This is a genomic window from Virgibacillus oceani (assembly GCF_041521345.1).
Taxonomy (GTDB): Bacteria; Bacillota; Bacilli; order Bacillales; family Amphibacillaceae; genus Virgibacillus_N; species Virgibacillus_N oceani_A.
The window spans coordinates 78,670-101,947 of record NZ_JBGOHB010000011.1; the positions used below are offsets into that span (position 1 = coordinate 78,670).

The following is a 23,278-nucleotide window of genomic DNA, read 5'->3' on the forward strand; positions in this document are numbered from 1 at the left end:
CTATGGCTTTTCAAATTTTAATTAATATTTTAATGGCTTTTATATGGATGCTTCTGCAAAATAGTTATAGTGTCATTAATTTTGTTATTGGTTATATCATCGGTATTCTTATCCTGTTCGTATTGCGCCGCTTTCTGACTTTTGATTTTTACTTCAGGCGAGTCTGGTCCTTTATCAAACTGACCATTATTTTCTTCAGGGAACTGGTCCTTGCAAATATCGACATGATCAGAATTATACTTAAGCCAAAAATGGATATAAAACCCGGCATTGTTGCTATTCCGACTAAGCTGGAGACAGACCTGGAGATCACGCTCTTGGCTGCATTAATTTCGTTGACTCCTGGTACATTGTCCATGGATTTTTCCGATGACAGCAGTCTGATATTTGTTCATGCCGTAGATATAGACTCCAAAGAGGAAACAATTCGGGATATCCTAGACTCTTTTGAAAAAGCAATCCTGGAGGTGACAGAATAATGTTTGGTACTATCCTGAATATCGTATTAATCATGTTGTCCCTTAACATTGTGATCTGTTTTGTCCGTACGCTCATCGGCCCTTCCCTGCCTGATCGCATTTTGGCCCTTGATGCGATTGGAATGCAATTAATCGGAATTATAGGGGTGATCATGATTGCCCAGGACACAGTGGCATATGCAGAAGTGGCATTGGTTCTCAGTATTCTTGCCTTTATAGGAACGGTAGCCATGTCCAAATTCATCGAAAGAGGTGTTATTTTTGACCCTGATTGAAGTTATCATAAGTATATTGCTTCTAATCGGAGGAATATTAGCCCTTATCAGCGGCATTGGCATATTGCGTCTTCCTGATGTTTACGGACGCATACACGCAGCCTCTAAAGTGTCTACGCTGGGAGCTATTACCATTATGGTTGCTGTGTTTCTTTACTTCCTGGTAGAAGGGACATTCGTGCCAAAGCTCTTGTTAACCATCTTTTTTATTTTCCTGACTGCACCGGTTGCAGGGCTGATGATGGGGCGTTCTGCTTATCGATTTGGCATTAAGCTATCAGATACAAGTACAGAAGATGATTTAAAGAAATACATGGAAAAGAAAAGCGAAGCAAACCAATAGAAAGAAACCTGGCTTGCTGTTAAAGGGATATTTAGAAAGCATACTTTGCTACTGATAAAAAAACGAATCTTTACTATTAAGGTTCGTTTTTTTTGTTTTTAAAATTTTTATATGTAGCATTAACGCAAATGAGACTTATTTTTACTGTAGATTTAATTTAATATAATTTCATGTTTACAGAAAAGAAAAAAAGGTTATATAGGATTATATTTCGTTAATAAATGGACAAATTAAAATTAACATAATGCAAAACGAGGGATTCCATTAAATGAACACATATGAATTACTTTCAAGTATAAGAATAAAAGAAACTTACGGCATACTGCCAGAAAAGATAAGTGCTATTCATCAAGACTCCCGTAAAGTTAGCGCTAATACTTTATTCGTATGTATTGATGGCTACACGGTGGATGGACATAATTATTGCTATCAAGCCATCGAAAGAGGTGCAACCATCGTGGTGGCTGAAAAAAAACTGTCAATCGATTATAATAAAGTTCCTCTCGTAGTTGTTGATGATACAAAAAAAGCATTATCCATAATCGCAAACAAGTTTTACGGCTTTCCTTCCACGAAGTTGATTTTGTTTGGAGTAACTGGTACAAACGGCAAAACAACAGTAACCAGTTTAATCAAATCAATGCTTCAAAAATCCGGACATACAGCAGCTTTATCCGGAACAACCGGTCTGGAAGTCGGTAATGATCTTTTCACAAGTGAAAATACGACATCTGATGCATTGACAAACCAGCATTTATTGCATCATGTTCTGGAAAAAAATATAGATCATGTAGTAATGGAAGTGTCTTCACAGGGCTTATCAGAAGGCAGATTATGGGGTGTGGATTTTGATATTGTTACATTTACAAACCTGACACATGATCATCTAGATTATCATGGCACGATGGAACAATACGGATATGTAAAGTCGGTTTTATTTTCACAGCTTGGAAATAGAATGACAAACCCCAAATTTGCGATTTTAAATCAGGATGATCCTTGGTCTATGTTATACCGTAATATAACTGCAGCTGAAGTAATTACTTATGGGATTCATGAACAAGCAAGCTTTAATGCTGCTAATATACGGCATTATGAAGACAGAACATTTTTTACACTACATTCCCCTGAGGGAGCTTTTCAAACGGAAATGAAATTGCTTGGTGAATTTAATATTTATAATGTACTAGCAGCAATTACTTCTTTATATGCAAAAGGGCTTTCCATATCCTCATTAGTGGACATGCTTAAAGAAATCGAACCAATACAGGGCAGAATGGAAAAAATAACGATACAAGCACCTATAACGATGTACGTGGATTATGCCCATACACCTGATGCCATCGAAAAATCTATTTCCACGGTGCTGCCGTTTAAAAAAAGCAGGCTTATTTATATGGCGAGTACAGGTGGTGACAGGGATGCATATAAGCGGCCATTAATCGCAGAAAAAGCCTCTGCTGCAGATATAGTTATACTGACGATTAATGATCCAAGATATGAAGATACAGAACTGGTTCTTAAAGAAATGGAAAAAGGGATGCTGCATAATAATTATGTCTTAATAGCGGATCGAAAAGAAGCAATCAGTTATGCCATTGAAATCAGCGAACCCGGGGACGTCCTTGTATTTGCCGGGAAAGGACGGGAAGATTATCAAATTATTAATAACGAAAAGCTTCCTCATAGTGATTTAACTATTGCCACGGAACAATGTCAGCATAAATATCATGATAGCGCATCAAGTTTTTAGCAGTGAAATATAGTAAAGAAAGATCGGACAGACACAAAACCTCCTGCTGTTACATACATTGAATGTATAGGCTAAAGCCCAGCTCTCATGAGGAGGTGTACTGTTTGTCCGGAATTTTAAGTGTTCTTGCTCTTCTGATCAAAGAAACATTCTTTTTTGTTTCTTACGTAAAAAACCATGCATTTCCCCAGCCGCTCCCGCCGGATGAAGAAATGAAATATATTAAAGAAATGCAGAATGGTAGTGAGACAGCCAGAAATAAACTGATTGAACATAATTTAAGACTTGTTGCACATATCGTGAAAAAATTTGAAAATACTGGTGAGGATGTAGAAGATTTAATTTCCATAGGAACAATTGGACTGATTAAAGGAGTAGAAAGTTTTTCTCTTGATAAAGGAACAAAGCTTGCAACCTATGCAGCCAGATGTATTGAGAACGAGATTCTCATGCATTTAAGAGCGTTAAAAAAGGTGAAAAAAGATGTTTCTCTTCACGACCCTATCGGTCAGGATAAAGAGGGGAACGAAATCAGTTTAATGGATATATTGGAAGCTGAAAATGAGAACATTATCGAATATATTCAATTAAATATGGAAATAAAGAAGATGCAGGATTACTTTACAGTTCTTGATAAGCGTGAACGGGAAGTGGTAGTGCATCGATATGGATTAAACGATTCCAAAGAAATGACACAAAGGGAAATTGCAAAAATGCTGAACATCTCCAGGAGCTATGTCTCCCGTATTGAAAAAAGAGCTTTAATGAAAGTATTTCATGAATACTACCGGAAAGAAAGACAATAAGAGAAACCAATAATTAACAAGCGTCTATTTCTCGCTTTTACCTTATCAATTGGAAAAAGAGCACCTATTTAGTGCTCATTTTCCAATTGTTTTTTTATTTTTAATGACGTGAGGCCATAACCGATCCCGGATAATACGGTGAGCAGGGAAAAAATAAATAATAGATTTCCTCCATTTGCCGGCTGAATGTATGTCGTAATAACGGCACCTAAATATAAATAACTGCCTATAACCAACAGTACTCCCATAAATCTTCGGAAATCTTTTTGTTTCAGCTTTAATTGTTTACTAGATTTATCCAATAACTCCCCCTCCTCTGAAGAAAGAATAACATATATTTTTCCCTTCGAGGAGTGGTAATTGCTGGGGAAATTACATATTCTTAATCGCAGTTAATATTAATTCAGCTGCATTTTTTGCTGCTTTTTCCAAAAATACCTCAAACGATACGGAAGAACTTTTGCCTGCTATATCGGAAAGAGCCCGAATAATGACAAATGGGGTATTGTACTGATAACACACTTGAGCTATGGCACTTGCTTCCATTTCAGCTGCAAGCAATCCGCTGAATTTCTCTTTTACAAACCGAACTTTTTCTTTATCCTCCATAAACGAATCCCCTGTCGCTATTAAACCTTTTTTATAAGATAGCTCAAGGTGTTTCAGCGCATTCATTACTATATCTATTAAATTTCTATCAGCCTTATAGGATATCGGCATACCGGGAACCTGTCCATATTCATAAGCAAAGGCTGTTGCATCTACGTCATGATGTACAACTTCTGTGGAAATTGCGATATCTCCAATCTCCAGATTCTCGTGGAATCCCCCTGCTGACCCGGTATTTATGACATGAGAAGGGTTGTACTGCTCATGCATAATTGTCGTTGCCATCGCTGCGTTTACTTTGCCGATTCCCGATTTTAGAAGTACAACATTTTTTTCATGAATAAGCCCTGCTACAAAAAGACAATTGGCAATTGTCCGTTCCTTTTTATTCGTCATGTTGTCCAGTAATATTGCAATTTCCTCATCCATTGCGCCAATGATGCCTATTGTCACTTCATATGCCTCCGTTTCTGTTCCCAGTTCATTAAACATCGATTTCTTCTAATACTTCTACTTTAGTTGGCTGCCAGCCTTCCCCGTCTATAAATGTTAAAAATACGCGGTAGATTTGAGTATGATCGCTATCTGATACAGTTGCTACTACCCTTTGTTCACCATCATTTCCTACCCAATGCGTAGTCATATCATCTTCATCCAGATCAGTGGCATATACCACTGCCTGATTAATCTCAATACGATCCTGTGAGCCATCGTTGTAGTCCGTTGTATGCGGCCCTTCCTGTTCTGTTCCTACAGGCTGCCAGTTTCCGGTATATGCTTCAATTACGTTTTCATCAGACGGTTCAGCTGTTTCCATTTCGACCTCTTCATTTAAGACATTGTTCTCATCTTCATCGTCTTCTTCTGTGCCTTCATTATTTTCATCACCTTCATTTGATTCAGTACCTTCTTCTTCCTCATTGCTCTCATCATCGTTTTCATCTATTATTACAATGTCATTTGAATCGTTATCAGAGGACGGATCCTCGGATTCAACTGATTCATCATCATTTTCTCCGCCAAATATCCACATCCCAAATAATACAACAAGTAACACACTGCCTGTGATCAGTAAAATGGAAATATATTTTGTATTTTTTCTGCGTTTTTCAAACTTATTCACCCTTGAATGCTTATCAAAATCACTCATTCATTCACCCTCCTCATCACTATTCTACTATAATAGCATATTTGGATGAACTATTAATATGATGAAATGATATTTACTTTTACTAATAATTTTAAGACAAGAAAGGGAAATATTACCCCCTCCTCGTTCAGGCTGTCAGGAAATCTGCAAGCTAAAAAAGCAGGTCGTCCCTGCTTTTTTGTTCTCTCATACTTTTGCAATATGTTTGTTTTATCACGCATCTGCAATATAAGCTTAAGCCTTCTGCAGCTGTGTGTGGAGAAATGTTAAGCCGATAGTCACGCGAGACCTTCCTGAGATCCCTTAATCAACCTTTACTATTTTCACCTGGATGTCTCCACCTGGAGTTGTTACAGCGACCTCTGCGCCAATTTCCTGGCCAATCAGGCTTTTGGCCATTGGAGAATCATTGGAGATTTTTCCTTCAAAAGGATCAGCCTCTGCACTACCAACAATGGTATAAGTTTCTTCTTCCCCATCAGGCAGTTCTTGAAATGTAACCGTTTTACCTAGCGCTACAACATCAGGATTTTCGTTATTATTCTCAATGATTACAGCATTGCGAATCATTTTTTCCACTTGGGCAATCCGTGATTCTACAAATGCCTGTTCTTCTTTTGCAGCATCATACTCAGAGTTCTCGGATAAGTCCCCGAAATCCCTTGCAACTTTTATCCTTTCAACGACTTCCTGCCGTCTGTCTGTTTTTAAGAATTGTAATTCTTTCTCTAATTTTTCTTTTCCTTCTAGTGTCATGTAATATTCTTTCTCTATTGCCATGTGAAACACTCCTTTTTCTTTCATTTCCATATATTATGAATAAGTATTTATTTCATGCATTTTTGGCTTACTAAAATATGCTAATCAATACTATGGCAGAATTCCTGTATTTTTTCAATACTTTTCTATAATTCCTTGTTATTTCCTATCTTGCTTATCCAACTGTTTGGTTGACAAAATCGTTTCAATTTTGGTTGCCATGATATCAACCGCTACATGGTTATGTCCACCCTCTGGAATAATTATATCAGCATAGCGTTTGGATGGCTCGATAAACTGCAGATGGGAAGGGCGGACATTATTAATATATTGCTCAATTACTGAATCAAGGGATCTGCCGCGCTCCTTAATATCTCGCATTAATCGCCGTATAATTCTCAGGTCTGCATCCGTATCAACAAACACCTTTATATCCATTAAATCCACAAGCCTCGGATCTTCCAAAATAAGAATACCTTCAATAATAATAACTTCCTTTGATTCTACTGGGATGACTTGATCAGAGCGCGTATGAATTTTATAATCATAGACAGGCTTTTCGATTGTTTCGTTATTCAACAATTTATTTAAATGATCAATGAGTAAATCATTATCAAATGCAAGTGGGTGGTCATAATTTGTGTTTAACCTTTCTTCAAAAGGCAAATGACTTTGATCTTTGTAATAGTAGTCCTGCTCAATCACAAGAATGGTTTTTTCTGCAAATCGCTTGCAAATGGACTGGGTGACTGACGTTTTCCCGCTTCCACTGCCGCCCGCCACACCAATAACTACCGGCTTTTCTTCCATGAAAATCAGCTGCCCCTTTCCGTTTTTATGCTGATTGCAATTCCATCACCAATCGGTACGATGGAAGTGCTGTAATCTGGATGTTCTGCAATTAATTTATTGTATTCCTGAAGCTTTTTTACCAACTTTTTATGCCGGATGTTCTGTACACTGTCAGGATCGGTGACATACCCTCTAAATAAAACATTATCAGATAGGATTATGCCATTATTTTTTAGTAACGGATGGGAGAGTTCAAAGAAATTTTTATATTGTCCCTTGGCAGCGTCAATAAATATCATTTGAAAAGATTCAGGTGGCAATGTCGGTAAAACTTCCAAAGCATCTCCATAAATCATTTCAATTTGCTGTTGTCTTTCCAATGCGCATATATTTTCCTTTGCCTGGAAAAATCGAGTTTTATCTCTTTCGATGGTAGTCACTTTTATATTAGGGCAAACCTCTGCCATTCGCAGTGCTGAATAGCCTATTGCTGTTCCTATTTCCAATATATTCACAGGTCTTTGCGCTTGAATTAATTGCGTGACAAACTGCATACTTACCGGGTCCATAATGGGTATATGATTCTTCCGGGCAGTATGCTCCATTGCTGTAATCCATCCTTTCCTCTCAGGTAAAAGTGTATGCAAATACGTATCTAATGCTTCATTCATTTTATAACCTCATTCTACAGCCGATTATTCAAATGGTTCTCTATGTCTGCTAAAAAAGGAAATGTGAAATTGATTCACACTCCCTATTCAAGCTCATTTTTAATCAATATACTGTTCCCTGTTCTCACCATGCTCCTCAAACGTTTCTGCATAGTGTATTTGCCCATCCCCATCATGAAGGAAATAAAGGAATTCCGATTTTTCCGGATTTAATGTAGCCTGTAGGGAATTCTCGGCAAAGTTACTGATGGGACCGACCGGAAGCGCATCAATATAATAGGTATTATATGGTGACTCCACTTCAAGGTCTTCGAATAAAACCCGGTCCCGATGCTCCCCTAATGCATACAGAACAGTCGGATCTGTCTGCAGCTGCATACCTTCATCCAGTCTATTATAAAATACACCTGCGATCATATTCCGCTGTTCCTCTGTTCTGGCTTCATTCTCTACTAAAGATGAAAAGGTCAAGGTTTCATGGACTGTAAAATCCGTAGTTTCCATGTCCGTCATGTAGTTTTCTACTACAGAAACGGTTTTATTTAACATTTCTTCTACAATGGATTCTATACTTGGTTCCTGTTCGTAAAAATTATAGGTAGAAGCAAATAAATACCCTTCCAGCGGGGTTCGGATGTCTTCAGATAAAATTTCTTCAGATAAAATCGATGGATAAGATTCTATTAACTCATTAATATATTCAGGGTCATTAACAACTTCCAAAAAATCATCTTTTGAAAAATGCAGCGTTTCTGCGTATATCTCAGCAATTTCATCCACTGTCATCCCTTCCGGTACTGTTACAGTGTGCATTGCATCAGCTATTACCCTGCCAGTCTGAAGAGAAGCTATAAGCTCATCTACCGTCATGGATGGTGTAAATGTATAGTCCCCTGCCTGAAAATCTGTAGTATTATTAAATGTAGCATAGAAACGAAATATGCGGCTATCTTTAATAAGTCCATTTTCCTCTAAAATCTCACCAATTGCAGATGAGGAGGAACCAATTGGAATTTCTATTGTAATTTCTTCATCACTTTCCGGGTCAACAGGTTCAAGTGCAGATGAGATATACAGATAACCGGAAAAACCGCCAATTACCAGAATAACTAACAAAGATATTATTATAATAGCAACAATTTTTCTTACAGTACTTGCTTCTTCGCTTCTGGCAATAAGGTTGTCCTTAAAACTTTTCTTTTTCTTTTTGGACATGCAGCAGCCCCCTTTCACTTGGTTAATTATACTAAATTTCGACGGGATATTCCATAATTATAATTGGGGCTGACTTCTACCTTTCTGGATCACTATTCATCGTAGTGAACGCTGAAACAAAGAATTAAGAAGTAAAACGCTAATGCCGTTTAACAGCATTAGCGTTTAGTCCGGAATTAAACATCCTTTTCTTCCTCTGCAAGTGTGTGGAGCATTTCCTCGACCATTTCCCATTCATCGTCCGATTCAATCGGGAATAAAGATAAATCGTTATCTTCATTATCTTTTTCCTCATACCGGAATGCATACACTTCCACTTCTTCTTCCTCTGATTGTTCAGCTGGAACAACCGCAATGTAGGATTGGTTTGTTTGATCCACATCAAACGTAAATAACACTTCGAATAAATGCTCTTCCCCGTTCTCATCTGGTATAATGATGCGTTCTTTTTCTTCCAATGCCATGATATCCCTCCTTTACTTTTGGTCCAGATAGCCTTGCAGTATCATTACAGCAGCCATCTTATCAATGACTTTCTTTCGCTTGTTCCGGCTTAAATCAGCCTCAAGCAGTACTCTTTCCGCAGCGACTGTAGTCAGACGTTCATCCCACAATACAACCGGGATATCATATTTCTCTTCAATATATTTGGCATATTTTTGAGAAAACACGCCACGCTCACCAATGGTTCCATTCATATTCTTTGGTAAACCGATAATAGCCTTCCCAATTTCATGCTCCGTTATTATTCGTGTAAGTTCGGGGTCAGCTGAGGTGAAATCATCTTCTTCCCATTTTATCGTGGTCAGCCCCTGTGCTGTCCATCCCAATGCATCACTGACTGCAACACCGATTGTTTTTGAACCTACGTCCAATCCAATAATTTTCATCAGGAATCCTTTTTGTTATTTTCCAGATAGAATTTGACCAGTTCTTCTATGACTTCATCCCGCTCCATCTTACGGATTAGACTTCTAGCATCCCTATACCTTGGTATATAAGCGGGGTCACCGGATAAGAGATATCCAACAATTTGATTAATCGGGTTGTAGCCTTTCTCTCTTAATGCTTCATGGACCGTGTAAAGTACTTCTTTAATGTCCTGGTCAAATGGTTCTTCTGAAAAATTGAATTTCATCGTTTTATCAATATTGCTCATCGTGACACCTCGCCCTTAAATAACTGAGTACATTGTAGAAAATGTCTTTATTTATCGTTTCCAACGATTCCATCCCCATTATAACGCTTTACTGCATTATTATACAAATTATTATTAATAATGGTTTTCTACAAGTGTTTTTGCCGCTTCTAAAGCCTCCTGGATTTTTTCAGGATTTTTCCCTCCGGCCTGGGCCATATCCGGACGGCCGCCGCCACCGCCACCGCATTTTGTGGCTGCCGTTTTTATTATATTGCCGGCATGATAGCCTTTTTCCACCAGGTCTTTGGAAACACCTGCCGCCAGCTGCACTTTTTGATTATTTTCGGCTGCGAGCAGAACGATGCCGGAATTCAGCTTTTGTTTTAATTCATCCACCATCGTTCTCAGCTGGTTCATATCTTTTACGTTAACCTTTTCTGCAATTATTTTTACATCACCTAACTGCTCCACACGTTCCATAATGGAAGAAGCCTCTGCATTGGAAATTTTTTGAAGCAATGATTCATTTTCTTTCTGCAAAGCTTTCATATCTTTAAAAAGCCCTTCAATCCGCTCAGGCAGTTTTTCTGCTTCACTCACCTTTAACAGAACGCTTGCTTCATTTAGGATATCGAGTTTGTTATTCAAATATTCATAGGCATCTTTACTTGTGACTGCTTCGATTCTTCTTGTGCCAGCACCAATTCCTGCCTCTGAAATTATTTTAAACAAGCCGATTTCTGCCGTATTTCTCACGTGACAGCCGCCGCATAGTTCAATGCTGTAATCTGCTATTTGCACAACACGGACAATATCTCCGTATTTTTCACCGAAAAGGGCCATCGCTCCCATTTCTTTCGCTTCCTCCAGCTTCTTATGATTTATCATGAGCGGCAATGCGTTCCAGATCTTTTCATTCACCGTTTGCTCAATCTGTTGCATTTCCTCCTGTGTGACCGATTGAAAATGGGAGAAGTCAAAACGCAATCTGTCCGGTGCTACCAAAGAACCTCCCTGGTTTACATGGCTTCCTAAAATATCTTTTAAAGCCTGGTGTAATAAATGGGTAGCTGTATGATTTTTAATGATGCCTTTACGGAATGCGGGATCAGCGATTGCTTTAACATAATCTCCTTCCGCTAATCCACCTTCTTTTATTTCTACATGGTGAACATGCTGCCCGTTCGGCGACTTTTGTACATTTTTGACGTAAGCAGAAACGCCGTCTGTATAGACCCAACCCGGATCAGCCATTTGACCTCCGCTTTCAGCATAAAATGGTGTACGCTCCAGAAATATAAATACGTTATCCCCTGCATTTGCCGTAGACACTTGCTCGTTTTCATGGATAATAGCAGCAATCCGGGTATCTGCCTCCAATTTGTCATATCCGACAAACTCACTTTCGATCTCCAGTTCTGCGAGAATACCATCCTGCACTTGCATGGAATCTACCTTCTGGCGGGCACTCCTTGCTCGTTCACGCTGTTTTTCCATCTCTTGATCAAAACCTGCTTCATCGATCGAAAAACCCTCTTCCTCCACATACTCCACGGTTAATTCTTTAGGAAACCCATACGTATCATATAAACGGAAAACATCTTCACCGGGAATGACCGTGCTATTTCTTTCTTTCTCCTTTTGCATAATTTCTGTCAAAATGTCGATGCCATCCTGCAGTGTTTTATGAAATTGGGCTTCTTCCGTCTTCACGATACTTTTAATAAATTCGCTATTCTTTGCCACTGCCGGATAATAATCTTTCATAATTTCTCCTACAGTTTCCACCAATTCATACATGAAAGGCTTCTCAATGCCAATATCTTTTGCAAAACGGACAGCCCTTCTCAGCAGTCTGCGCAGTACATAACCGCGTCCTTCATTTGACGGAACGGCACCGTCCCCTATGGAAAAACTGACTGTGCGAATATGATCAGCAATAACTTTATATGCAGCATCAGCCTCTTTATCTTTTCCATAGGCTTTATCTGCAATATCTTGGGTTTTTTCAATGATCGGGATAAATAAATCCGTATCATAATTCGTACGCGCATCCTGAATCACGGAAACGATCCTTTCAAGCCCCATCCCCGTATCTATATTCTTTTTAGGAAGTGGTGTATATGTGTTATCAGGATTATGATTAAACTGGGAAAATACCAGGTTCCATATTTCCAAATAACGTTCATTTTCCCCGCCAGGATAAAGTTCGGGATCTGAAGGATCGTTCCCGTATTCTTCCCCACGATCATAAAAGATTTCCGTGTTTGGACCACTCGGCCCTTCTCCGATATCCCAGAAATTCTCTTCCAGCCGAATGATCCGTTCTTTTGGAACTTTAATATCATTTAGCCACAAATCATATGCTTCATCATCTTCCGGATGTACCGTGACAGATAATAATTCCTCATTAAAGCCGATCCATTTATCACTCGTTAAAAACTCCCAAGCCCACGCCATTGCTTCTTTTTTAAAATAGTCTCCAATGGAGAAGTTTCCAAGCATCTCAAAAAATGTATGATGCCTGGCAGTAAAACCAACATTTTCAATATCATTGGTCCGTATTGATTTTTGGGCGTTGACAATTCTGGGGTTGTCAGGAATGACCCTGCCGTCAAAATATTTTTTTAATGTCGCCACCCCGCTATTAATCCACAAAAGAGAAGGATCATCTTTTGGGACTAGAGATGCACTCGGTTCTACCCGGTGTCCCTTTTCTTTAAAAAAATCAAGAAACATTTGTCTGACTTCAGCTGATGTTAGTTTTTTCATTTAATTACCTCCCAATGTAATTTATAAAATTCATATGAAATGTCTTAAGTTCAAAAATAAAAAAATCCCATCTCTGCTATAGCAGGGACGAGATTGATTCGCGGTACCACCCTTATTATGTCTAACTTTTTCAGACATCACTTTCCCATGATAACGGTATGAAACCGGCGGGGATTAGCCGCACTCCAGTTTAGCTTTCCATGATTCTGCGTTTGGGATTTCTCTCAGCCTGTGGAAAATCCCTCTCTTTAAAGCGATATCATGTACTCAGAACCTTCTATGCATTCGTGTGTACGCTGTAATTGTTCATTTAGCGATATTATAGAAAACTTTTCCGGCATTGTCAACGAAAGCTTCGAAATGCATACACATGAGTGAAAATAACTTTCAAAACGGTGAGTAGTGGAACAGCTAAAATCATGCCGACTACGCCGGAAATCTTGCCGCCGAGGAGTAATGCAAAAATAATCGCTATAGGATGTATAGCAATACTTTTACCTACAATATAAGGTGCCAGCAAATTACTTTCCAGCAGCTGGAGGATAAAAATAGCAATGATCACAAAAATAACGGTCTGAACGGACATGGTAAAGGCAATCGCAACAGCCGGGACTGCACCAATGATCGGCCCAAAGTAAGGAATAAGGTTGGTAATACCCATGATTATAGCGAGCAGCAAAGCATAATCCATATTTAATAATTCAAAGAGAATAAAAGCGGTGATCGCAACAAATAAACTTACAATCAGCTGACCGCGGATATAACCTCCAAGACTTTCATCTATAGCATGCAGCATGCTGCTGGCTTTTGATCGATGTTTATCCGGAATATATTTTTTAAATAAATCCTTCCATTTATCATCATCCTTCAGGAAGTAAAATACGAGTACGGGGATGACGGTAATGATAATAATCATGTCAAATACCCTTGTAAAACCAGCAACTAATCTAGAAAGAAGGTTATCAATAGACGCTTCCACACGTAAAATCAGTTCATCCATTTTATCATGAACCGTTTCCGGTAAAAAAGAGGTAGATTCGTACATTTGATTAATAAATGACTGGTACATAGAGATGAATTGCGGTAATTGTTCACTTAAATCGCGCAGTTGAACAATGATTGCCGGATAAACACGATAGATTAAGTAACCAACCCCGCCAAAAAATAACAGGTAAATAAGGAGAATGGATATGCTGCGTGGAATATTCCAGGTTTCTATTTTTGCAATAATCGGATGGAGCAGATAGGCAATTAATCCTGCAATTAAAAAAGGCAGGAACAGCTGCCATATAAAAGAAAAAAAACTGCCATATAACGGAAATAACCTCACAAGCAAGTAAAAGAAAAGGAATAACAGAATCCCGAGCAATAACCAGTATAAAATAGTTACTCTTTTTTTCTCTTTTAGCATAATTATACTTCCCCCAGCTTAATATACGTGTTTAAAAAGGAGGATAAAATGAACCCGTCAGCTAAGGTCGAGGCAGTGCAGCTTTAAGCAGGATCCTATTTCAGCGATTTCCTTCCCTGCTGGCTTGCACCGAGGAATTGACTTCCCCGAATAACCATGAAGACCAGGTACATCAGTTCTTTAATGTATGGTTTTAATATATGAACAACGGAAAAGCAAACTGACGAGCTTCCACATGGGGTATTCACTTCTGCGTTGCTCACGGCCGTGGTATGAGGAACCGCTGTACTGTAGTCCCAGGAAATAGACGTTTTTAGCAATCTATTTTCACCCTAAGTAATCGCAGGCAGAGAAGAACCTCTAGTATATGTGGAATTTTACCGGACTTTTTGAACTTCCTCTTAAAATAGTGTTTATATTTTTAAGCAAAAGGCTACCCATTCACTTTTCTTTCTTCCTCTGAAAACAGATCATTCAAGGAACTTAATGAGCCATCCGCCTCTACCTGGTGTATGGTAAGTTTATTTCCCTCCACAACCATTTCGATGAAACATGTCCAGCAATAATATTGTGCTGTCCCTATTTTACCTATATTTTTTTCACGACAATTCGGGCAACGCATACATCAAAGATCTCCTTTTAAAAGATTATTATGTTATGCTAACCCGATTTTGTTAAAAATATACATCATTCCATAAAATCATAGGGAGATATTTCTTTTTCTTCATTTTCCGGGACGGGTAAAGATATATGTTCCTGGCGTTTCAAGATTTGTTCCTTTAACGTTGTAAAACGCTTGTTTGTGTCCATAGTCGCTAACCCTTTTATCAGAGAGTGGGCATCACCGCAAATAATAAGGGATTGTTTACTTCTCGTAATTGCTGTATAAAGTAGATTTTTCCTTAACATACGACGGTATGCCGGTGTAACAGGAAGGATGACAATCGGAAATTCACTCCCCTGTGACTTATGAATTGAAATACAGTAAGCATGCATCAGGTTCGTATATTCTTTTCTTTCATATGCCACTTCCTTATTTTCAAAGCGAATGACAAGCTGTTCCGTATTTTCTTCGGTTTCATCTTCTTCAAAAATAGCAGCAACTTCTCCGATATCCCCATTATAAACACCGTCTTCCGGCTGATTAACAAGCTGCAGCACTTTATCTCCTACCCGGAATGTCTGGTCATATGTTTTCACTTCCCTTTTTGCCGAAGTTTTTGGGTTTAATAATTGCTGCAATTCCTTATTGATCGCCGTAATTCCTGCTTGGGACCGGTACATGGGAGCGAGAACTTGAATATCCTTTACATCAAGTCCTTTTTCCATCGCCTTTTTATAAATTCGAATAATGACATCGACTAATTGTTCTTGCCTGCATGAGAAAAAGCTGAAATCCTTGTCATTTTGCAAATCAATCTGCTCGTTGTTCTTAATTTCATGGGCGAGCGATATTATTTTTGATCCTTCCTTTTGCCGGTATACTTCCGTAAGTCGAACAACAGGAATAACCTCTGTTTCCAATAAGTCTGACAAGACTTGTCCAGGACCAACAGACGGAAGCTGGTCTTCATCTCCCACTAGTAAAACTTGCATATCATTTGGGATTGCTTTAAATAAGTGATTCGCCAGCCAAATATCAACCATGGAAAATTCATCAACAATAAGTACTTTTCCTGATAATGGTTCACTTTCGTCCTTACTAAAACCTTGTTGCCCATCCCAGCCTAATAGCCGATGGATAGTTACAGCCTGCTGTGATGTAGATTCTGCTAATCTCTTTGCAGCACGTCCTGTTGGTGCGGTCAAAACAAATGGGAAATCCTTTTTATTTTCATAATCCCTATCATCCAGAGACAAATCGTGGATTGCAGCATATGCCTGTAATATTCCTTTAATGACTGTGGTTTTACCTGTACCGGGACCACCCGTGAGAATCAGCAGCTTTGAATGTATTGCCTGATTAATTGCTTCAAACTGCTCTTTTCCGTAGCTGATCGTTTCCGCTTCTTCCAGTTCTCCTGTAATCTTCATCAGTTCTGCAACAGGTGTATGATGTTCCACAGGCTTATCCATGACACGTTTTAAGTGTGAAGAAAAACCGTCTTCAGCATAATAAAGAGAAGGCAAATACACATTTCCCTCCGAAATAATTACAGTCTTAGCTTTGTTTAAATCTATTAAGCGATCGTGGATTACTGTTTCTGTCAATTCTCCGTCAGACAGTAATTGTAAAACCTGAAGTGTGCATTGTTCCAGCGGGAGGAAAACATGCCCATGCTGAATGTTTTTTTGCAAAACATAAATACACCCGGCACCGATTCTGTTCGGGTGTGCAGGCGACAAGCCATTTTTTCTGGCAATTTCATCTGCCGTTTGAAAACCAAAGCCTTCAATGTCAAAGACATATTGATATGGATCTTCTTCCAAAACAGCAATCGCCTCTTCTTTGTATTCCTGATAAATTTTTTGGGCCATTTTCAGTCCGATATTATGTTTCGCCAGATAAAGGGCAATATGCTCAAACCCTTGATTTTCCTGCAAACTTTTGACAAATGAATCCTTTGTGTCCTTGTTCAACCCTTTTACCCGGGCTAAAACACTGGGGTCGTTTAATATTTTACTGATGGCTCCCTCACCTAAAAATTCAACAATCCGCTTTGCCGTCTTTTTTCCGATCCCATAAAATAAATCACTGGAGAGATAACTGACGAGACCTGTTTTCGTATCAGGGATATATGTTTCATAGGAATGCACCCGATACTGCAGTCCGAATTTAGCATGCTTTTCAAATACACCATAAAAGTAGTACGCCATTTGCTCCTGAAGCTGATGAAAGTATCCTTTTAGAATGATATCCTTTTCCAGGTAATCTTCATTTGTCTCAAGGACCTTTACCTTTGCAATGACAAACTTCTCGCTTTCATTCCGGAAAATGGTGAATAGCAGCTCACCTTTAATATATCCATGGCTTTTTGCTGATTCCATTGAAAACAACCCCACAAATTTATACTATTCACCCGAGCAAGCTTTCAGCATTTTTCTTTCCATTGGCTGCCAGTACATGCTCCGGCTGAATGCGCAGTGCTTCTTCAAAATGATTTAGCGCTTCCTTCACTTCATCATTATATAGTTCTATGACCCCCAGGTTGTAATGAGCATCACTATGTTCCGGCTCCAGCTCAAGTACTTTGGTAAATACGGGTTCCGCTTCCTCTATGTGCTCATTCAGAGCAAGTGACAGTCCATACTGAAATAATATTTGAGGATCTTCAGGAGCCAGTTCTGCTGCACGCTGCAAATAAGGAATAGATAGTTTTACCTGCTCTTGATGGACAAATGTCATACCCAGCATATAATAAACATCTGCATCTTTTATCTCAAGTTCAATCGCATTTTGGAAATTTTCCTGCGCCTTAGCATAATCTGATTGCTCGTAATATAGATTTCCTAAACCATAGTATGCTGTCCCTACAAATTTATTAAGCTCGATAGCTTTGTTGAAAAAGCGCTCCGCACGAGTGTAATCATTCAAATGAAGTAGTAAATTTCCAAAGTTTATATACCCGATAGGATCTTCGGGGAATTCTTCAATCAGTTCAGAAAATAAATCAGCTGCTTCTTCGTATTTCTTTTCTTTCATAAACTCAATAGCTTGTCTGTTTTTGTCCATTCTAAATAACTCCTCGTTTTTCAAATATATTTTTAACCTCAAAAATGATTGCATTCAGGCAGCAGTTCACTAAAACTCGGCCGCCTGAATGCAAAAATAATGCTTCGAATTGTTCAGCCAACATAATCAAGGGATCTTTCATCCTTGATAATTTCATCAATGGTTGCCCCGCCTAGACACACGTCCCCATCATAAAATACAATAGCTTGACCAGGAGTAATGGCTCGCTCTTTTTGAGAAAATTTCACATACAATTTTCCATCTTTCATTTTCTCTACTTTTACTCCATGATCGTCCTGACGATAACGAAATTTCGCTGTACAGGTAAATGTCTCAGATATTTTATCCGGATTAATCCAATTTACATCTGTCGCAATTAATCCATCTGAATAAAGCGCATCATTCGTGTAGCTTTGCTCAACGTACAATACATTTTCCTCCAAGTTCTTGCCTACGACAAACCAGGGATCCCCGGCTCCGCCTATTCCAAGACCCTGCCGTTGTCCAATGGTATAATACATTAATCCTTCGTGACGGCCTTTCATCTCGCCAGTCAAAGTTTTCATTTCTCCTGGCTGTGCGGGTAAATACTCGCTTAAGAATTCTTTGAAATTCCGCTCGCCTATAAAACAAATTCCCGTACTGTCTTTTTTGTCGGCTGTATAAAGATCATGGTCTCTCGCAATTTCACGCACTTCTGATTTTTGCAAATGACCGAGAGGAAACATCACTTTCTCCAGGACATCTTCTGTTAATTGATTGAGAAAATAAGTTTGATCTTTATTGCTGTCGGTTCCACGGAGCATTTCATATCTTCCATTGCTTTTTCTGACCTGTGCATAATGGCCTGTTGCCAAATAATCTGCACCGAGAGACATGGCATGGTCCAAAAAGGCTTTAAATTTAATTTCTTTATTGCACACTACATCCGGGTTTGGTGTTCTGCCGGCTTTATATTCATCAAGGAAATAGGTGAAAACCTTATCCCAGTACTGCTTTTCAAAATTAACCGCATAATAAGGGATATTCAGCTGATTACAGACACGAACCACATCATCAAAATCTTCCGTCGCTGTGCATACGCCGAATTCATCCGTATCATCCCAGTTTTTCATAAAGATGCCTACTACATCATATCCTTCTTCTTTTAGTAAAAGGGCGGCAACCGATGAGTCTACACCTCCGCTCATCCCGATGACTACCCGTGTATCTTTTTTATCTTTCATTATTGATCATTCCTTTTTTGAAGTTAATCGTTTTACGACTTTGGCCACTTTAACAGCCGCCTCCTTCACATTTTCGCTTGTGTTGGCGAGCCCAAAGCTAAAACGGATCGAGTTTGTTGTACATTTGTGATTTTTTCCGAACATGGCTGCCAGCACGTGGGAAGGCTCGACAGAACCAGCCGTGCAGGCACTTCCGCTCGAGGCTGCAATCCCGTCCAAATCAAAGTTCGAAAGTAATGCCTCCACATTCGCTCCGGGGAAGCTGATATTAACAATGGAAGGAACAGAAGCATGATAATCACCATTTATGGAAAATTCAATATGCTGCGCTTTTAATTCTTGTAAGAACTGTTCCTTATATGATTGATAGAGCGCTATTTGTTCTGTTTTATTTTCCATGGCCAATCCAACAGCTTTTTGAAACCCTACTGCTGCTGCCACATTTTCTGTGCCTGGCCGTCTCTTTCTCTCCTGTTCCCCGCCGTATTGAATGGCACTTAATTTTACATCTTCTGAAGCATATAAAAAACCAATTCCTTTTGGTCCATTTATTTTATGAGAAGAAACACTCAGCATGTCAATTGCCATTTTTTTTACATCTATATCGATTAAACCGTATGCCTGTACAGCATCTGTATGAAAGTAAGCCTGATGATCCTTTAGCATCTCACCAATTTCCTGTACAGGCTGCATAACACCAGTCTCATTGTTTACAAACATGATGGAAACCAGCACTGTGTCCTCTGTTATAGACTTGGCCAGATCATTGAGCGATATTTTTCCGTCCTTGTAAACCGGCAGATATGTTACATCAAAACCTTGTTTTCCCAAACTTTGAATCGTGTGGAGTGTAGCATGATGTTCTTGGGACGAGGTAATAATATGGTTTCCTTTTTGCCGGTTTATTATTGCCGTTCCAGTAAGTGCCAAATTGTCTGCTTCCGTACCCCCGCTTGTAAATATAATCTCTTTTTCATTTGCATGGATGCTCCTCGCCATACTCATTCTTGCCTCGTCCAGATATTTCCTCGCCTGTCTCCCGAAGGAATGGACACTTGACGGGTTGCCGAAAACTTCACTGTAGACGGATTGCATCGCAGCTATGACATCTTTATGGACCGGGGTAGTAGCAGCATGGTCCAAATAAATCTGTTCCATCATTCTCTTCCTTCCTTATTCGAATTAATATTAGAACCTCCGAAAGCTTAAATATAAAACATATACGCTTCCCGAGGTTCATCGTCGTGATGTGTTAAGTCATCCAAGGTAGTCGTATCCAATACATCTTTAACTGCATCACGTATCCTCATCCAAAGCGCCTGTTTTGCAGGTTCTTCACTTTCTATACCTTCTACAGGTGTGATCGGCCCTTCCAGTACCCGGATCACGTCCCCCGCTGTTATATTATTTGGTTCCCTTGTCAGTTTGTAGCCGCCATAAGCACCACGGATGCTTTTTATTAATCCGGCATTTCTTAAAGGCGTTGCAAGCTGTTCCAAATAGTGTTCTGAAAGGCCGTTTTCTTTAGCAATTAGCTTTAAAGAAACAGGACCTTCTCCATATTTTTTTGCCAGATGGATCATAATCGTTAATCCATACCTTCCTTTGGTTGAAATCTTCATTTATTTTACACCTCAATTTAATACTTACCATGCAGTTACACTTACGCCATTATAGCACGAATGATTCACATCTTGCATTTTATCGAAATCGGAATTAAGCTTGATATGAAAGTTACTTTTCTCTGGAAACAACAAATCAAATTTCCTTATATATTAAACGATAATACCTTACATTGTAAATAACCGATAACGAAAAGGATGATCATAATGAAACAACAGCCACTCGCCTTTCGAATGAGACCTGAAAACATAGATGAAATCATCGGGCAAACGCACCTGGTCGCTCCCGGGAAAATTATTAACCGGATGGTGCAGGCAGAAAGACTAGCCTCCATGATTTTATTTGGGCCGCCAGGAACAGGTAAAACATCTATGGCTTATGCGCTTGCTAAAAGCTTAAACCTTCCCGTTAAAATTTTAAACGCCGTTACAGATAAAAAGAAAGATATGGAAATTGTTGTAGCAGAAGCAAAGATGAGTGGCCAAACAGTATTAATTCTTGATGAAGTGCACCGGCTGGATAAAGCCAAACAGGATTTTCTGCTGCCGCATCTTGAAAGCAATCTCCTTACACTGATCGGCTGCACTACAAGCAACCCTTACCATTCCATTAATCCGGCTATCAGAAGCAGATGCCATTTGTTCGAGCTTTATCCTTTGACTAGTGATGATGTTAAAACAGCAATACTGCGTGCCGTAGAAGATAACGAAAAAGGACTCGGGGTACATAATATTGATCTTTCCGAAGAGGCACTTGATCATTTTGCAGGCAGTGCCAACGGGGATATGAGAGCAGCCTTAAATGGATTAGAATTGGCCGTTTCTTCCACACCGAAAAATGATAAGGGACAAATCATCATTGAACAGGAAACAGCGGAAGAGTGTATGCAAAAGAAAAGTTTTTCCCATGACAAAGATGGCGATGCCCATTACGATGTCCTTTCCGCCTTTCAGAAATCCATCCGGGGAAGTGATGTCAATGCAGCTCTTCACTATCTGGGCAGATTAATTGAAGCAGGAGATTTGGATAGCATTGCAAGAAGAATGATTGTTACGGCATATGAAGATATCGGTCTGGCAAATCCGCAGGCAGGACCTCGAGCCGTTGCTGCTGTGGAAGCTGCCGAGAGACTGGGTTTCCCGGAGGCAAGAATTCCTTTGTCTGTAGCTATCGTGGAACTCGCTTTATCTCCAAAATCCAATACAGCATATTCTGCACTGGATGCGGCATTAGCTGATATACGAAAAGGAAAAACCGGCAGCATTCCTGCCCATATAAAAGATGCACATTATGCCGGCGCGAAAACACTGGGCAGAGGTTTGTTCTATAAATACCCGCATCATCATGATAGCGGCTGGGTCAAACAGCAATATTTGCCGGATTCTATTAAAAACAAACACTATTATCACCCAAAAGGAACCGGAAAATTTGAACAGGCGCTAAAGCAGGTATATGAAAATATTCAAAAGCATTAATGGTGAATCTGACCAGGAAATAGGACCATCCGGCAAAAGAATTATTATTTAAACGTATAATTCCTATAATCTGAGGCAACAATAAATTATAAAAATATGAAATCTATTTTCATTATATATTGAAATAGGAGTTGAACGTTATGGTAAAAGTTAGACAGGATGCCTGGTCGCATGAAGATGATCTATTATTGGCAGAAACCGTATTGCGGCATATAAGGGAAGGCAGTACACAACTGAACGCCTTTGAAGAGGTTGGGGATAAATTAAACCGAACCTCAGCGGCATGCGGTTTCCGCTGGAATGCAGAAGTAAGAAATAAATATGATAGTGCTATTGATCTTGCAAAGAGACAACGAAAAGAAAAGAAACGGGCAATGTCAAAGAATATCAAGAAAACAAGGAAGCCAATTATTGCCATGGAGCAAGACTATACAGAACAGTTAGATAGAGTAGATAATACATTAACTAAAAAGCAAGAGAATGAAGAAGTAACGATTGATACGGTCATCGACTTTCTGCAAGGGCTGCAAAAAGACTATTATGCTTCAAATCAATCAAAAGCAACCCTTGAAGCAACCCAAAATGAAAAAATTCAATTGGAAGAACAAGTAACCATTTTGGAGAATAAACTGCAGGAGACGGAAAAACAATTGGCTACCATGCAAGAAGACTATCAAGCGTTTATTCAAATTATGGACAGGGCAAGAAAAATGGCTGTCTTGGAAGACAATGGTGCATCCTCATCACCAGCCTTCAGAATGGATAAAAATGGTAATTTACAGCAAATAGCACAAAACTAATCACAATTCACTATTTACAATAAAAAATGACTTCCTATGCAATGCGCATACGAAGTCATTTTTTATATGTACGTTATCAAATCCCAATCGTGCCGTCTAAATTCAAGCTTTGATCCCGCTTATGGCAGGTGGGTGCTTTGTTCTATATTTATTACGCTTCCCCAGATGTATAAAATGGGGCATGCATGCAACATAGAAACACTTCAAGCTCCCAATATTAAAGGTGTTCGGTCAAAACACTTTTATTAGACGAACACATCAGGATTTGATAATCTTTGATTTACTGTAAATTTATTTTAACATAC

General features: G+C 39.1%; 25 protein-coding genes, 1 other RNA gene and 1 other annotated feature. Of the genes, 7 read left to right on the top strand and 19 right to left on the bottom strand.

Translation table 11 applies throughout. The features are described from left to right. Nucleotides 1-2: 2 nt before the first annotated feature. The 5 genes from ACDX78_RS09955 (at nucleotide 3) to sigK (ending at nucleotide 3,656) form a co-directional block, all read left to right on the top strand. Nucleotides 3-479: a Na+/H+ antiporter subunit E gene (locus tag ACDX78_RS09955; protein WP_486027469.1), complete on the top strand. Its 477-nt coding sequence runs from the start codon at nucleotides 3-5 to the stop codon at nucleotides 477-479. After that, complete coding sequence (locus tag ACDX78_RS09960) at nucleotides 479-754, top strand: Na(+)/H(+) antiporter subunit F1 (protein WP_486027471.1); 276 nt, start codon at nucleotides 479-481, stop codon at nucleotides 752-754. The genes ACDX78_RS09955 and ACDX78_RS09960 overlap by 1 nt, the downstream gene beginning before the upstream one ends. Beyond that, complete coding sequence (gene mnhG, locus ACDX78_RS09965) at nucleotides 741-1,097, top strand: monovalent cation/H(+) antiporter subunit G (RefSeq protein WP_486027473.1); 357 nt, start codon at nucleotides 741-743, stop codon at nucleotides 1,095-1,097. Before ACDX78_RS09960 ends, mnhG begins: the two co-directional genes overlap by 14 nt. A gap of 268 nt (nucleotides 1,098-1,365) precedes the next feature. Next, nucleotides 1,366-2,850 (top strand): UDP-N-acetylmuramoyl-L-alanyl-D-glutamate--2,6-diaminopimelate ligase, encoded by a 1,485-nt coding sequence (locus tag ACDX78_RS09970; RefSeq protein WP_486027475.1) that lies wholly within the window; start codon nucleotides 1,366-1,368, stop codon nucleotides 2,848-2,850. Nucleotides 2,851-2,954: 104 nt separating this feature from the next. Continuing rightward, entirely contained in the window at nucleotides 2,955-3,656 is a 702-nt protein-coding gene (gene sigK, locus ACDX78_RS09975) for an RNA polymerase sporulation sigma factor SigK (RefSeq protein WP_486027476.1), read from the top strand. Nucleotides 3,657-3,724: 68 nt separating this feature from the next. Here sigK and ACDX78_RS09980 read toward each other — a convergent pair whose 3' ends face one another. The 18 genes from ACDX78_RS09980 to cymR all read right to left on the bottom strand — a co-directional run bounded on the left by ACDX78_RS09980 (nucleotide 3,725) and on the right by cymR (nucleotide 20,697). Next, on the bottom strand, nucleotides 3,725-3,958 hold the full coding sequence (locus ACDX78_RS09980) for a YrhC family protein (RefSeq protein WP_486027478.1): 234 nt from the start codon (nucleotides 3,956-3,958) through the stop codon (nucleotides 3,725-3,727). Between the two features lie 70 nt (nucleotides 3,959-4,028). Then, on the bottom strand, nucleotides 4,029-4,718 hold the full coding sequence (gene mtnN / locus ACDX78_RS09985; RefSeq protein WP_486027550.1) for a 5'-methylthioadenosine/S-adenosylhomocysteine nucleosidase: 690 nt from the start codon (nucleotides 4,716-4,718) through the stop codon (nucleotides 4,029-4,031). Nucleotides 4,719-4,749: 31 nt separating this feature from the next. Beyond that, on the bottom strand, nucleotides 4,750-5,415 hold the full coding sequence (locus ACDX78_RS09990; RefSeq protein ID WP_486027480.1) for a YrrS family protein: 666 nt from the start codon (nucleotides 5,413-5,415) through the stop codon (nucleotides 4,750-4,752). 303 nt (nucleotides 5,416-5,718) lie between these two features. After that, the gene (gene greA, locus ACDX78_RS09995; RefSeq protein ID WP_486027482.1) at nucleotides 5,719-6,195 is read right to left on the bottom strand and encodes a transcription elongation factor GreA; all 477 of its coding nucleotides are present in this window, start codon (nucleotides 6,193-6,195) and stop codon (nucleotides 5,719-5,721) included. A 138-nt stretch (nucleotides 6,196-6,333) separates the two neighbouring features. Further along, nucleotides 6,334-6,984, bottom strand: coding sequence for a uridine kinase (udk, locus tag ACDX78_RS10000; protein WP_486027483.1), 651 nt, complete (start codon nucleotides 6,982-6,984; stop codon nucleotides 6,334-6,336). Nucleotides 6,985-6,989: 5 nt separating this feature from the next. Beyond that, the gene (locus tag ACDX78_RS10005) at nucleotides 6,990-7,637 is read right to left on the bottom strand and encodes an O-methyltransferase (RefSeq protein WP_486027485.1); all 648 of its coding nucleotides are present in this window, start codon (nucleotides 7,635-7,637) and stop codon (nucleotides 6,990-6,992) included. Nucleotides 7,638-7,736: 99 nt separating this feature from the next. Continuing rightward, entirely contained in the window at nucleotides 7,737-8,852 is a 1,116-nt protein-coding gene (gene mltG, locus ACDX78_RS10010) for an endolytic transglycosylase MltG (RefSeq protein WP_486027486.1), read from the bottom strand. 176 nt (nucleotides 8,853-9,028) lie between these two features. Next, nucleotides 9,029-9,316 carry a DUF1292 domain-containing protein gene (locus tag ACDX78_RS10015; RefSeq protein ID WP_486027488.1) on the bottom strand — a complete coding sequence of 96 codons (288 nt, stop codon included), beginning with the start codon at nucleotides 9,314-9,316 and terminating at the stop codon, nucleotides 9,029-9,031. 12 nt (nucleotides 9,317-9,328) lie between these two features. After that, complete coding sequence (ruvX, locus tag ACDX78_RS10020) at nucleotides 9,329-9,742, bottom strand: Holliday junction resolvase RuvX (RefSeq protein WP_486027489.1); 414 nt, start codon at nucleotides 9,740-9,742, stop codon at nucleotides 9,329-9,331. Next, nucleotides 9,742-10,011 (bottom strand): IreB family regulatory phosphoprotein, encoded by a 270-nt coding sequence (locus ACDX78_RS10025; RefSeq protein ID WP_486027491.1) that lies wholly within the window; start codon nucleotides 10,009-10,011, stop codon nucleotides 9,742-9,744. The genes ruvX and ACDX78_RS10025 overlap by 1 nt, the downstream gene beginning before the upstream one ends. Before the next feature lie 114 nt (nucleotides 10,012-10,125). Next, nucleotides 10,126-12,765: an alanine--tRNA ligase gene (gene alaS, locus ACDX78_RS10030; protein WP_486027493.1), complete on the bottom strand. Its 2,640-nt coding sequence runs from the start codon at nucleotides 12,763-12,765 to the stop codon at nucleotides 10,126-10,128. Nucleotides 12,766-12,845: 80 nt separating this feature from the next. Then, nucleotides 12,846-13,054, bottom strand: a binding site (T-box leader). 54 nt (nucleotides 13,055-13,108) lie between these two features. Next, a complete protein-coding gene (locus ACDX78_RS10035) occupies nucleotides 13,109-14,176 on the bottom strand; it encodes an AI-2E family transporter (RefSeq protein WP_486027494.1) in 1,068 nt (355 codons plus the stop codon). A 433-nt stretch (nucleotides 14,177-14,609) separates the two neighbouring features. After that, nucleotides 14,610-14,798, bottom strand: a complete 189-nt coding sequence (locus ACDX78_RS10040) for a hypothetical protein (protein ID WP_486027496.1) — start codon at nucleotides 14,796-14,798, stop codon at nucleotides 14,610-14,612. 65 nt (nucleotides 14,799-14,863) lie between these two features. Then, entirely contained in the window at nucleotides 14,864-17,164 is a 2,301-nt protein-coding gene (gene recD2 / locus ACDX78_RS10045) for an SF1B family DNA helicase RecD2 (protein ID WP_486027498.1), read from the bottom strand. Between the two features lie 28 nt (nucleotides 17,165-17,192). Next, nucleotides 17,193-17,849, bottom strand: coding sequence for a tetratricopeptide repeat protein (locus tag ACDX78_RS10050; protein ID WP_486027500.1), 657 nt, complete (start codon nucleotides 17,847-17,849; stop codon nucleotides 17,193-17,195). A gap of 113 nt (nucleotides 17,850-17,962) precedes the next feature. Beyond that, nucleotides 17,963-19,075, bottom strand: coding sequence for a tRNA 2-thiouridine(34) synthase MnmA (mnmA, locus tag ACDX78_RS10055; RefSeq protein ID WP_486027501.1), 1,113 nt, complete (start codon nucleotides 19,073-19,075; stop codon nucleotides 17,963-17,965). A gap of 6 nt (nucleotides 19,076-19,081) precedes the next feature. Then, nucleotides 19,082-20,233 carry a cysteine desulfurase family protein gene (locus ACDX78_RS10060; protein WP_486027552.1) on the bottom strand — a complete coding sequence of 384 codons (1,152 nt, stop codon included), beginning with the start codon at nucleotides 20,231-20,233 and terminating at the stop codon, nucleotides 19,082-19,084. Nucleotides 20,234-20,280: 47 nt separating this feature from the next. Further along, nucleotides 20,281-20,697 (bottom strand): cysteine metabolism transcriptional regulator CymR, encoded by a 417-nt coding sequence (gene cymR / locus ACDX78_RS10065; protein WP_486027503.1) that lies wholly within the window; start codon nucleotides 20,695-20,697, stop codon nucleotides 20,281-20,283. Between the two features lie 207 nt (nucleotides 20,698-20,904). Here cymR and ACDX78_RS10070 point away from each other — a divergent pair, with 207 nt between their 5' ends. Both ACDX78_RS10070 and ACDX78_RS10075 read left to right on the top strand, forming a co-directional pair. Further along, nucleotides 20,905-22,173 carry a replication-associated recombination protein A gene (locus tag ACDX78_RS10070; RefSeq protein ID WP_486027505.1) on the top strand — a complete coding sequence of 423 codons (1,269 nt, stop codon included), beginning with the start codon at nucleotides 20,905-20,907 and terminating at the stop codon, nucleotides 22,171-22,173. Nucleotides 22,174-22,313: 140 nt separating this feature from the next. Continuing rightward, nucleotides 22,314-22,973 (top strand): RsfA family transcriptional regulator, encoded by a 660-nt coding sequence (locus tag ACDX78_RS10075; protein ID WP_486027507.1) that lies wholly within the window; start codon nucleotides 22,314-22,316, stop codon nucleotides 22,971-22,973. A 76-nt stretch (nucleotides 22,974-23,049) separates the two neighbouring features. Here ACDX78_RS10075 and ssrS read toward each other — a convergent pair. Continuing rightward, nucleotides 23,050-23,241, bottom strand: a non-coding RNA gene (gene ssrS / locus ACDX78_RS10080) — 6S RNA. Nucleotides 23,242-23,278 lie beyond the last annotated feature (37 nt).